This window comes from Ruminococcus sp. RTP21484sp1_RTP21281st1_A8_RTP21281_210402, from assembly GCF_040914025.1.
GTDB lineage: Bacteria > Bacillota > Clostridia > Lachnospirales > Lachnospiraceae > Blautia_A > Blautia_A faecis.
This window is the reverse complement of record NZ_JBCPGE010000072.1, coordinates 4,995-16,623: the sequence shown is the minus strand read 5'-3', so window position 1 is coordinate 16,623 and position 11,629 is coordinate 4,995. Positions and strand designations below refer to the sequence as shown.

Sequence of the window (11,629 nt, the reverse complement as noted above, 5' to 3'; positions counted from 1 at the left end):
GTTGATGGAAGCATTATACTACATTGGGACATTTTCCTTTGTGGTATATTAGGACATTATCATAAATGGTTCATAAATGTTTATAAAATGTGAAAAAATTGCTTGACAATTCATTACCTGTATGCTATTTTAAATAAAAATTTAATTCAACGAACTAAACCGATGAAGCGGGAATAAAAACAATCGTGCACCCACAGAGAGTCCGGGAGGCTGAGAGCCGGGCGGTAAGGCAGTTTGTTAAATGGGCCGCTGAGGGCGCATGGAAAGGCAGAATGCGTGCAGAAGAAATGCAGACATATCTGATTGAAGCATGAAAGAAGATTCTGCAGAAGCCAAGTATTATGCGACGTAGGACATACGTCAGTTGTCAGGAATATGATGGTATTCCGTTAAGAGCACGATTTTATCGTGAAGCAAGGTGGCACCGCGGGTGAATATTCAGACCCGTCCTTGACAGATATGGAAATTCTGTCCTGGACGGGTTTTTTGTGTACTAGAAAATTACTCCGTAATGTTCCTGTTACACCTAAAAACGCTCTGCGAGGATGCGGCGCGTGCACTGTTCAGGAAATAAATCGGGAGGTGTTCTATGTATCCAACATTTGATAAGATCAGGGAAATGGCAGCAGGAGATTACAAAAGAATTCCAATCTGCAAAGAGTTATACGCAGACAGCTACACACCAGTAGAGATGATGCGGATTCTGCAAAAGGCGAGTCATCACTGCTATCTGCTGGAAAGTGCCAGCCAGAGCGAAGCGTGGGGCAGGTATTCTTTTCTGGGATATGACCCTTCCATGGAAATTACCTGTACAGACGGAATCCTGCGAATTCGAAAAACCAGTAAGACGGAAACTTTTGGCAGAAGCGGCAATGCTGCAGAAAGCAGTACAGAAGAGGTTCGACAGGTTGCCCATCCAGGCGATGCCATCCGTGAAATCATCAGTCAGTACAAAAGTCCGGTTATGGACGATATGCCCACATTTACCGGCGGCCTGGTAGGCTACTTCTCCTACGACTACATCAAATACAGTGAACCCAAGCTGGAGCTAACAGATAAGGAACAGCAGGATTTCCGGGATCTGGATCTGATGCTGTTTAATGATGTGATCGCATTCGACCATTACCGTCAGAAGGTTCTTCTCATCACAGGTGTGATGACAGATGATCTGGAAAAGTCCTATAAACAGGCCTGTGAAAAACTGGAAGAAATGACAGAGCTGATCAAAAAGGGTGAGAAAAAAATCTTCCCTCCGATCAGGCTTAAATCTGAAATCAAACCTCAGTTCCCTAAAGAAAAATATTGCCAGATGGTGGAAACGGCGAAGCATTATATCCACGAGGGCGATATTTTCCAGGTGGTTTTGTCAAACCCCATGAGGGCAAAAGCAGAGGGCAGCCTGTTTGATACTTATCGTGTTCTGAGAGCCACCAACCCATCCCCCTACATGTTCTATTTTTCCAGTGATGACATTGAAATCGCAGGTGCATCCCCGGAGACACTAGTGAAATTAGATCACGGCAAGTTAAGCACTTTCCCACTGGCAGGAACAAGGCCGCGAGGAAAAACACCGGAAGAGGACAAAGCACTGGAAGCTGATCTTCTTCAGGATGAAAAAGAGCTTGCCGAGCACAACATGCTTGTAGATCTGGGAAGAAACGATATTGGAAAAATCAGTGAGCTTGGCAGCGTAAAAGTGGAAAAATATCTGACTGTGGAACGTTATTCCTGTGTCATGCACCTGGGCTCCACAGTAACAGGAACTATCAAAAAGGGCAAAGATGCCATAGACGCAGTGGATGCCATCTTACCTGCAGGAACCCTTTCAGGGGCACCGAAATTCCGTGCCTGCCAGATCATTCAGGAACTGGAACAAAGCAAGAGAGGCATTTACGGCGGTGCAATCGGATATGTGGATTTCACAGGAAATCTGGATGTGTGCATTGCAATCCGTCTGGTATATAAGAAAAAAGATGAAATCTGTATCCGATCGGGAGCCGGAATCGTGGCAGACAGCGTACCGGAAAAAGAATTTGAAGAGTGCCAGAATAAGGCAAGAGCGGTGGTAAGGGCCATCAGCCAGGCAGAGGAGGGATTAGAATGATTTTACTGATTGATAATTACGACAGCTTTTCCTATAACCTGTATCAGCTGATCGGGTCCGTTAATCCGGACATTCAGGTGGTTCGAAATGACGAAATTTCCCTGGGAGAAATAGAGAAGCTGGAACCGGAAGCAATTGTTCTTTCCCCAGGACCTGGAAGACCGGAGGAGGCAGGCATCTGTATTCCGGTGATCAAAGAGTTCGCTGGAAAAATTCCAATTCTGGGTGTGTGTCTGGGACATCAGAGCATCTGCGAAGCCTTTGGAGGAGTGGTTTCCTATGCAAAGGAACTGAAGCATGGGAAAAGAGATGAGATGATCCAGTGCGGTTCCAATGTCCTGTTTAAAGGACTTCCGGAAAAGTTCCCGGCAGCAAGATATCATTCCCTGGCTGCAATAGAAGAGACTCTTCCCGAAGAGCTGGTTGTGACAGCCAGAGCAGAAGATGGAGAAATCATGGCAGTGGAGCATAAGGAATATCCGGTTTATGGTGTACAGTTTCATCCTGAGTCTGTTATGACTCCCGATGGAAGGAAGATGATTGAGAATTTTCTAGAGCGTGTTTGAAAAAGGCTTTCTGCAAAATCTCCCACAAAGTGGGGCGTGCAGATTGCGGGAATGATTTTTCAAACACGCTCTGGAAGCGCAAGTCAGATTTGACAATTTATAAAGGACAACATCAGAGAGGAGCAGAAAAAATGATCAGAGAAAGTATTATCAAATTATCGAAGAAACAGAACTTAACCTATCTGGAAGCAGAAGAGGTAATGGACGAGATTATGAGCGGAAAAGCTACTCCGGTACAGATGTCAGCCTATCTGACTGCTCTGGCGTTGAAAGGGGAAACTATTGATGAGATTACCGCTTCCGCGGCAGGCATGAGAGCACACTGCATCAAGCTGCTTCATGACATGGATGTACTGGAAATCGTAGGTACTGGTGGAGACGGCTCCAATTCCTTTAACATTTCCACTACTGCCTCCCTTGTGATCGCAGCAGGAGGTGTACCGGTAGCAAAGCATGGAAACAGAGCTGCTTCTTCAAAATCAGGAGCCGCAGATGTGCTGGAAGCTCTGGGCGTTAAGATCACAATTCCACCGGAAAAAAGCCAGGAGCTTCTGGAAAAAATCGGAATCTGCTTCCTGTTTGCACAGAACTATCACATTGCAATGAAGTATGTGGCTCCAATCCGTAAAGAGCTGGGAATCCGTACTGTATTTAATATTCTTGGACCGTTAAGCAACCCGGCTGGCGCCAATATGGAGCTGATGGGTGTTTATGATGAAGCCCTTGTTGAGCCTCTTGCGCAGGTCATGGCAAATCTTGGAGTAACAAGAGGAATGGTTGTTTTCGGACAGGACAGTCTGGATGAAATTTCCATGAGTGCACCGACTTCTGTATGCGAGATCAAAGATGGCAAATTTACATCCTATGTACTCACTCCGGAGCAGTTTGGTTATGAGCGCTGCACAAAAGAGGAGCTTCAGGGAGGAACTCCACAGGAGAATGCCGAAATCACAAAAGCAATTCTGGAAGGCAGAGAGACAGGTGCGAAACGTCATGCAGTTTGTCTGAATGCTGGTGCCGCACTTTATATTGCAGGCAAAGCAGCTTCCATTGAAGCAGGTGTGAAGATGGCAGAGCAGCTGATCGACAGTGGGGCTGCCCTGAAGAAACTGGAAGAGTTTATAGAAAAGAGCAACCAGGAGTAATGAGTAAACACAAATAATAACAAAAATGACAATAATCACATCATAAAACAAAATAACACTGAAAAAAATAACAATATAACTCATTTGGATAAAGATGACGACAAGAGAGAATGACATCACAGAGAGTTTTTCAGGAGATAGAATGAGTATTTTAAATGAGATAGCAGCGCGCACAAAAGAGCGTATTGCGGAGGAAAAATTTAAAGTCCCATTAAGGGAACTTATCTCACAGCAGAATTCCGATCTGGCGAAACATGCCGAGGAAAAAATCTCTTTTCTGGAGGCATTAAAAAAGCCGGGAATGTCTTACATCTGTGAAGTAAAAAAAGCATCTCCTTCAAAAGGATTGATCGCACCAGATTTTCCTTATCTGGACATTGCAAAGGAATATGAGCAGGCCAGTGCTTCTGCAATCTCCTGCCTCACAGAGCCCTTTTATTTCCAGGGCGCAGACAGGTATTTGCAGGAAATTTCCCAGGCAGTGAATATTCCGGTGCTTCGAAAGGATTTTACAGTAGATGAGTACATGATCTACCAGGCAAAAGCTTTTGGGGCTTCCGCTGTACTTCTGATCTGTGCGATTCTTGATAACAGCCAGTTAAAAGCATTTGGGGAACTGGCACAGGAGCTGGGGCTGGATGCTCTGGTAGAAGCTCATGATCAGTGGGAAGTGGACCGTGCTTTGAAGCTTGGAGCAAAAATCGTGGGAGTGAACAACCGGAATCTCCATGATTTTACCGTTGATATGGGAAATAGTATCAGACTGCGGAACATGGCACCGGCTGATACGGTGTTTGTTTCAGAAAGTGGTATTAAGACAGCGGAGGATATCCGTATATTATATGAAAACAAAGTAGATGCAGTCCTGATCGGGGAGACCTTAATGCGCAGCCCTGACAAGAAAGCGGCACTTGGGGCATTAAATGCAGGGATTGTCTGAGCTGATTCATGGTGATAAGTGATATTCCATGCACGTCCCACTTTGCGGTATATTTCACCCGAATTCGGTTGCCGTAGCCAACTACGGCGTCCTCATCAGGGCAAAATCTCCCACAAATTGTGACGCACATCTTGCAGAAAGCCTTTTTCAAACACGCTCTGGCAATCAGAGATGTATAATGTGCTGATAAAATAGTTGGAAAAAAAATTAATGAAAAGGAACGAAACAGTATGGCAAAATTAAAAATTTGCGGCCTGACCTGCAAAGAGGATATTGAAATCGTAAATGAAGCAAAACCGGATTTTGCGGGATTCATAATTGAAGTTCCAGGAAGAAGACGAAGCCTTACGGCAGAACGGGTCAAAGTCCTGGTTAAGGGACTGGACAAGGAAATCCTTCCTGTAGGCGTATTCGTAAACGCTGCCCCGGAACTCCCCATTTCCTTATTAAGAGATGGCACCCTATGGGCAGCCCAGCTTCACGGGGATGAAGACGAAGACTACATCGAAAAAATCCAGAATATGACCGGAAAGCCTGTCATCAAGGCCTTTTCCATAAAAACACCCGAAGATGTTCAGCGGGCCCTTCGAAGCCCTGCCGACTACATCCTCTTAGACCAGGGAGCAGGAGGAACCGGCGAACCTTTCGATTGGACCCTGGTTCCCCCAGTCCGCCGCCCATTCTTTCTTGCCGGAGGAATCGGTCCCGAAAACCTCCGCAGCGCCATCGGAACCTTACACCCATGGGCTGTAGACCTGAGCAGCAGCCTGGAAAACGATGGAAGAAAAGACCGGGCGAAAATCCAGCAGATTGCCCGTATGCTGAAGCAGATTAATACACTGGAAGCATACAGAAAAGAGCGAGAAGCAGATTTAGAGTGAAGAGTGAAGAAAGTAATTCATATACAAAACAGCGAAACGAAAGGAACCAACACTATGTCAAACGGAAGATTTGGAATCCACGGCGGCCAGTATATTCCCGAAACCCTGATGAACGCGGTGATCGAACTGGAAGAAGCCTACAACCACTATAAAGACGATCCGGAATTCAACCGGGAGCTTACAGAACTTTTAAATGAATACGCAGGAAGACCATCCCGCCTTTACTACGCAGCCCACATGACCGAAGACCTTGGCGGCGCAAAGGTTTATTTAAAAAGAGAAGACTTAAACCACACCGGTGCCCACAAGATCAACAACGTCTTAGGTCAGGTGCTTCTTGCAAAAAAAATGGGCAAAACCCGTGTCATCGCGGAAACAGGAGCTGGACAGCACGGTGTAGCCACAGCCACAGCAGCAGCCCTTATGGGAATGGAATGCGAAGTATTCATGGGAAAAGAAGACACCGAGCGCCAGGCATTAAATGTATATAAGATGCGTCTCCTTGGAGCAAAAGTTCATCCTGTAACCTCTGGAACTGCCACCCTGAAAGATGCCGTATCCGAGACCATGCGTGAATGGACAAAACGTATAGCAGATACCCATTATGTACTGGGCTCCGTTATGGGCCCTCACCCTTTCCCAACCATTGTCCGCGATTTCCAGGCAGTTATCTCCAAAGAAATCAAAGAACAGATGCTGGAAAAAGAAGGCAGGCTTCCAGATGCAGTCCTTGCCTGTGTAGGCGGCGGCTCCAATGCCATCGGAACCTTTTACCACTTTATTGAAGACAAAGATGTACAGCTGATCGGCTGCGAGGCAGCAGGCCGCGGCGTAAATACTGCAGAGACCGCAGCCACCATTGCCACTGGCAGACTTGGAATCTTCCATGGAATGAAATCCTATTTCTGCCAGGACGAGTACGGACAGATCGCGCCGGTTTACTCTATTTCCGCAGGACTGGATTATCCGGGAATCGGACCGGAGCATGCCCACCTTTACGACACTGGCCGTGCCCAGTATGTACCTGTAACAGATGAAGAAGCAGTAGAAGCCTTTGAATATCTTTCCAAAACAGAAGGAATCATTCCTGCCATTGAAAGCGCCCACGCTGTTGCCTATGCAAGAAAAATCGTGCCGCAGATGGGCAAGGATCAGTGCGTAGTCATTACCATTTCCGGCAGGGGTGACAAAGACTGTGCAGCAATCGCAAGATACAGAGGGGAGGATATCCATGAGTAACCGAATTTCAGAAGCATTTGCAAAAGGAAAAGCATTTATCCCATTTATCACCTGCGGAGATCCATCTCTGGAGATCACCGAGCAGCTTGTCTATGCAATGGAGGAAGCAGGCGCAGACCTTATTGAGCTTGGAATCCCGTTTTCCGACCCGACAGCAGAAGGTCCTGTGATCCAGGAAGCCAATGTGCGTGCACTGAGCGGCGGAGTAACCACAGACAAGATCTTTGACATGGTGGTAAAAATCCGTAAAAAAACCAGTATCCCAATGGTATTTATGACTTACGCAAACGTTGTTTTTTCCTATGGAACAGAGCGTTTCATCAGGAAAGCAGCAGAAATTGGAATGGATGGACTGATTCTTCCTGATGTACCTTTTGAGGAAAAAGAGGAGTTCGACGTGGTCTGCAAACAGTATGGTCTGGAGCTGATTTCCCTGATCGCCCCCACATCCCACGACCGGATCACCCGGATTGCAAAAGAGGCAAATGGCTTCGTATACTGCGTTTCCTCCCTTGGCGTAACCGGAACCAGAACCCAGATCACCACCGATATCGGAGCGATGGTGAAGCTGGTAAAAGCTGCAAAGGACATTCCCTGTGCAGTAGGCTTCGGCATCTCCACCCCGGAGCAGGCAAAGAAAATGGCTGCCCAGTCTGACGGTGCGATTGTAGGCTCCGCCATTGTGAAAATTTGTGCCGCACATGGAGAAAACTGCGTCCCATATGTAAAGGATTATGTAAAGTCTATGAAAGACGCTGTGCGTGAGGCTTAAGCAGGAAGAATATAAAAAATGGAAAAGAAATGCTTCAGTTTTTCCAAAAATAAGCAGAACAGACCAAAAAAATTTAGCTTGTTTTAATTCTAAAAAGACTATAAAAGAAGGCAAAAGCGTTGACATTTTGCCCTCTTTTTTTTATAGTATCATATGTGAATTAATTTTATGTGTAAAATAAATGGTAATGAAAAAGAGGAATGAAGTTGGAGAAAAAACTGGTATTTATTTTTAATCCCAAAGCAGGGAAGGGCAAGATCAAGACATCTCTGATGGATATAGTAGATATCTTTAATAAAGGCGGTTATGAGGTGATCATCCGCGCAACTCAGGCCCCGAAGGATGCCTATGAACAGGTGAAGAAATATGCAGACAAGGTTGATCTGATCGTCTGCAGCGGCGGCGACGGCACGCTGGATGAAGTGGTTACAGGCATTACCGAGGTGGGAAGCAAGGTTCCGGTCGGATACATACCGGCAGGAAGCACCAATGACTTTGCCAACAGCCTTTTCATGCCGAAGAATATGCTGGATGCGGCATCTATGATCATGAAGGAAGAGATTTACAGATGCGACGTAGGCAGATTCAACAGCCAGACCTTTGCTTATGTAGCTGCTTTTGGTCTTTTTACAGATGTGTCTTATGAGACAAGTCAGGATCTGAAGAACATTCTGGGTCATCTCGCTTATGTCCTGGAAGGTGCCAAGAGACTTCTGGATATCAAGGCTTACCATATGAAAGTGACAACAGAGAATGGTGTGATCGAAGATAATTTTATCTACGGAATGATCACCAATTCCAGGTCTGTGGGCGGATTTAAGAATCTGACCAAGGATGTGGATATGAACGACGGCCTTTTTGAGGTCACTTTGATCGTACAGCCTAAGAACCCGCTGGAAATGCAGGAGATTGTCCGGAATCTTCTCAACATGGAGGACAATTCTGACCTGATCTATTCTTTCAAGGCACGGAAGCTTACAGTTGAAGCAGAGGAAGAAGTAGCATGGACGCTGGACGGAGAATACGGCGGAAGCCCAAGGGTGGTAGAGATTGAGAATCTGCAGCAGGCGCTGAACCTTTGCTTGAAGAGCGACAAGTAAACAGGGTGAGACCGGCTGGTATCACCAGAGAGAATTTTTGCGCGTTTTTTGCCTTGCACCTGTGAAAGCATTGAGTGCTTACATGTGAAAAAATAAGAACCAGTAATGTGTGATGAATCGTTGTTTATGGAGAGAAGGTACCGCAGATAAATGGCAGCCTGGGGAAATAAGCAGCGAGATGAACGAGAGGAGAGGAACAATGGGAGATTATGTTAATGTGAAGGAATTATTCGGATGTGATGTATTCAATGATTCCGTCATGCAGGACCGTCTGCCGAAGAAGGTTTACAAAGAACTGAAGAAAACCATTGAAGAGGGCAAGGAGCTTTCCATGGAGGTTGCAGATGTGGTTGCCCACGAGATGAAGGAATGGGCCATCGAGAAGGGGGCCACTCATTACAGTCACTGGTTTCAGCCCCTTACAGGCGTAACTGCAGAGAAGCACGATGCATTTATCACCGCACCTATGGAGAATGGAAAAGTCCTTCAGAGCTTTTCCGGTAAAGAGCTGATCAAGGGAGAGCCGGATGCATCTTCTTTTCCATCTGGCGGACTTCGTGCCACCTTTGAGGCAAGAGGCTATACAACATGGGATTGTACCTCACCGGCTTTTGTAAGACATGATGCAGCAGGTGGAACCTTATGCATTCCTACCGCTTTCTGTTCCTATACAGGAGAAGCGCTGGATCAGAAGACACCGCTTCTTCGTTCTATGGAAGCCATCAATACACAGGCATTAAGACTTCTCAGACTTTTCGGAAATACGACCTCCAAACGGGTGACACCATCTGTTGGTGCAGAGCAGGAGTATTTCCTTGTTGATAAAGAGAAATATATGCAGAGAAAGGATCTGGTTTACACCGGACGCACTCTTTTCGGAGCCATGCCTCCGAAAGGACAGGAGATGGATGACCATTATTTCGGAACCATCCGTCAGAGAGTTTCCGCATATATGAAAGAAGTAAATGAAGAGTGCTGGAAGCTGGGAGTTACAGCCAAGACCCAGCACAATGAGGTTGCACCGGCACAGCATGAGCTTGCGCCAATCTATGCACCTGTTAATATTGCAGCAGATCACAACCAGATCATGATGCGTATCCTGAAAAAGGTGGCAAGCCGTCACGGCATGCGCTGTCTGCTTCACGAGAAACCTTTTGCAGGCTTGAATGGTTCCGGTAAGCACAATAACTGGTCCTTGACTACTGATGACGGAATCAATCTTCTGGAGCCGGGTAAGACACCACATGAGAACATTCAGTTCCTTCTGGTTCTGACCTGTATCCTGAAAGCCGTTGACAAGCATGCAGATCTTCTTCGTGAGTCCGCGGCAGATGTTGGAAATGACAAGCGCCTTGGCGGTCATGAGGCTCCGCCAGCTGTTATTTCGGTTTTCCTTGGAGAGCAGCTTGAGGATGTGCTGGAGCAGCTGATCAGCACTGGTACTGCTACAAGAAGTAAGACCGGGGAGAAAATGGATACAGGCGTTAAGACGCTTCCGGATTTCATGAAGGATGCTACAGACCGTAACCGTACTTCACCCTTTGCTTTTACCGGCAATAAATTCGAGTTTCGTATGGTTGGTTCCAAGGATTCCATTTCCGCATGCAATGTGGTGCTGAATACCATTACTGCTGAGGCGTTTAAGGAAGCCTGCGATGTTCTGGAGAGCGCAGAAGACTTTGATCTGGCAGTCCATGATCTGATCAAGGAATATGCTACCCAGCATCAGAGAATCGTATTTAACGGCAATGGCTATGCTCCTGAATGGGAAAAAGAGGCACGCCGCCGCGGACTTCCTGTTCTGCCATCTATGGTAGATGCCATTCCGGCACTTACTACAGATAAGGCTGTAGAACTGTTCGGAGAATTTGGAGTATTTACAAAGACTGAGCTGGAGTCCAGAGCGGAGATCCAGTATGAGATTTATGCGAAAGCAATTAACATCGAAGCGAAAACCATGGTGGACATGGCAACCAAGCAGATCATTCCGGCAGTTATCAAGTATACAACTGTACTGGCAGAGTCCATCAATCAGGTGAAGGCAGTTGGACCAATTGACGTGAGCGTTCAGATGGATCTTCTGAAGAAAGCAAGCAAGCTTCTGAAAGAAGTGAACAGTACCATGAATAAGCTGAGCAAGCTGGTAGATCAGATCGAGACGCATCCGGAAGGACGTGACAGAGCAGTGTTCTGCAGAGAGAAACTGGTTCCGGCAATGGAGAAATTAAGAGAGCCGGTTGACGAACTGGAAATGTTAGTGGATAAAGATATGTGGCCGATGCCATCTTATGGAGATCTGGTGTTTGAGCCGTAAAGTGATCAGGAGGACTGCAGCCGCAGTCCTCTTTTCTATTAAAGAGATAAAGTGAAAGCAGGAAAAATAAAGAGGTAAAGTGAAAGCAGGAATAAGATGAGTGAATTTGATTTTTTAGAGGAACAGGGTGTCAGTGCGGCGCTTATTAAGGCGGCGGAAGAGTTTCGACAGGAATATGGCGTTTCAGAGGAAGCGAAGCATAGACGGATAAAGCCGGCGCTGCCATTTTATGGGAAGGAAACATTGGAGATGGCCATGGCAGCGGTGCTGGAGCAGGAGAATCTGCTTCTGGCAGGACCGAAGGCTACGGGAAAGAATGTGCTGGCAGAGAATCTGGCATATATTTTCGGGAGACCGGTGTATAACGTGTCCTTCCATGTGAATACAAACAGCGGTGACCTGATTGGAACAGATACTTTCGTGGATAATCAGGTGAAGCTGCGTAAGGGAAGCATTTACCAGTGTGCTGAGGAAGGCGGATTCGGTATTCTGGATGAGATCAATATGGCGAAGAATGATGCGGTTTCTGTACTTCACGCCACATTGGATTACCGCCGGTCTATTGATG

12 protein-coding genes and 2 pseudogenes are annotated in these 11,629 nt (G+C 46.5%); 12 read left to right on the top strand and 2 right to left on the bottom strand.

Annotated features, from left to right (window positions below; all coding sequences use genetic code 11):
- Nucleotides 1-185: 185 nt before the first annotated feature.
- From AB5170_RS21360 to AB5170_RS21350, 3 genes are all read left to right on the top strand, one after another.
- Nucleotides 186-314, top strand: a complete 129-nt coding sequence (locus AB5170_RS21360; protein ID WP_256144304.1) for a hypothetical protein — start codon at nucleotides 186-188, stop codon at nucleotides 312-314.
- A gap of 275 nt (nucleotides 315-589) precedes the next feature.
- The gene (gene trpE / locus AB5170_RS21355) at nucleotides 590-2,104 is read left to right on the top strand and encodes an anthranilate synthase component I (protein ID WP_173772562.1); all 1,515 of its coding nucleotides are present in this window, start codon (nucleotides 590-592) and stop codon (nucleotides 2,102-2,104) included.
- Entirely contained in the window at nucleotides 2,101-2,670 is a 570-nt protein-coding gene (locus AB5170_RS21350; protein ID WP_173772560.1) for an aminodeoxychorismate/anthranilate synthase component II, read from the top strand. Before trpE ends, AB5170_RS21350 begins: the two co-directional genes overlap by 4 nt.
- Here the strand turns inward: AB5170_RS21350 and AB5170_RS21345 are convergent.
- Entirely contained in the window at nucleotides 2,656-2,733 is a 78-nt protein-coding gene (locus tag AB5170_RS21345; RefSeq protein WP_368357117.1) for a DUF6783 domain-containing protein, read from the bottom strand. The two genes, AB5170_RS21350 and AB5170_RS21345, sit on opposite strands and share 15 nt — an antisense overlap.
- A gap of 68 nt (nucleotides 2,734-2,801) precedes the next feature.
- Here AB5170_RS21345 and trpD point away from each other — a divergent pair, with 68 nt between their 5' ends.
- From trpD to AB5170_RS21330, 3 genes and pseudogenes are all read left to right on the top strand, one after another.
- Complete coding sequence (gene trpD, locus AB5170_RS21340; protein WP_173772558.1) at nucleotides 2,802-3,815, top strand: anthranilate phosphoribosyltransferase; 1,014 nt, start codon at nucleotides 2,802-2,804, stop codon at nucleotides 3,813-3,815.
- 142 nt (nucleotides 3,816-3,957) lie between these two features.
- Nucleotides 3,958-4,755, top strand: a complete 798-nt coding sequence (gene trpC / locus AB5170_RS21335; RefSeq protein ID WP_173772556.1) for an indole-3-glycerol phosphate synthase TrpC — start codon at nucleotides 3,958-3,960, stop codon at nucleotides 4,753-4,755.
- Nucleotides 4,756-4,783: 28 nt separating this feature from the next.
- A pseudogene (locus AB5170_RS21330) lies at nucleotides 4,784-4,864 on the top strand (DUF6783 domain-containing protein); the annotation flags it as partial.
- Here AB5170_RS21330 and AB5170_RS21325 read toward each other — a convergent pair.
- A pseudogene (locus tag AB5170_RS21325) lies at nucleotides 4,841-5,071 on the bottom strand (DUF6783 domain-containing protein); the annotation flags it as partial. The pseudogenes AB5170_RS21330 and AB5170_RS21325 overlap by 24 nt on opposite strands.
- Between AB5170_RS21325 and AB5170_RS21320 the strand changes: the two are divergent.
- From AB5170_RS21320 to AB5170_RS21295, 6 genes are all read left to right on the top strand, one after another.
- Nucleotides 4,986-5,636 carry a phosphoribosylanthranilate isomerase gene (locus tag AB5170_RS21320; protein ID WP_173772554.1) on the top strand — a complete coding sequence of 217 codons (651 nt, stop codon included), beginning with the start codon at nucleotides 4,986-4,988 and terminating at the stop codon, nucleotides 5,634-5,636. The pseudogene AB5170_RS21325 and the gene AB5170_RS21320 overlap by 86 nt on opposite strands.
- Before the next feature lie 54 nt (nucleotides 5,637-5,690).
- Nucleotides 5,691-6,875 (top strand): tryptophan synthase subunit beta, encoded by a 1,185-nt coding sequence (gene trpB, locus AB5170_RS21315; RefSeq protein WP_173773492.1) that lies wholly within the window; start codon nucleotides 5,691-5,693, stop codon nucleotides 6,873-6,875.
- The gene (gene trpA / locus AB5170_RS21310; RefSeq protein WP_118578364.1) at nucleotides 6,868-7,647 is read left to right on the top strand and encodes a tryptophan synthase subunit alpha; all 780 of its coding nucleotides are present in this window, start codon (nucleotides 6,868-6,870) and stop codon (nucleotides 7,645-7,647) included. Before trpB ends, trpA begins: the two co-directional genes overlap by 8 nt.
- A 200-nt stretch (nucleotides 7,648-7,847) precedes the next feature.
- Nucleotides 7,848-8,747: a diacylglycerol kinase family protein gene (locus tag AB5170_RS21305; protein WP_368072548.1), complete on the top strand. Its 900-nt coding sequence runs from the start codon at nucleotides 7,848-7,850 to the stop codon at nucleotides 8,745-8,747.
- A 199-nt stretch (nucleotides 8,748-8,946) separates the two neighbouring features.
- Complete coding sequence (locus tag AB5170_RS21300; RefSeq protein ID WP_173716299.1) at nucleotides 8,947-11,061, top strand: glutamine synthetase III; 2,115 nt, start codon at nucleotides 8,947-8,949, stop codon at nucleotides 11,059-11,061.
- A 96-nt stretch (nucleotides 11,062-11,157) separates the two neighbouring features.
- Nucleotides 11,158-11,629, top strand: a 472-nt coding sequence (locus AB5170_RS21295; RefSeq protein WP_368365153.1) for an AAA family ATPase, incomplete at its 3' end; no start/stop codon positions are given.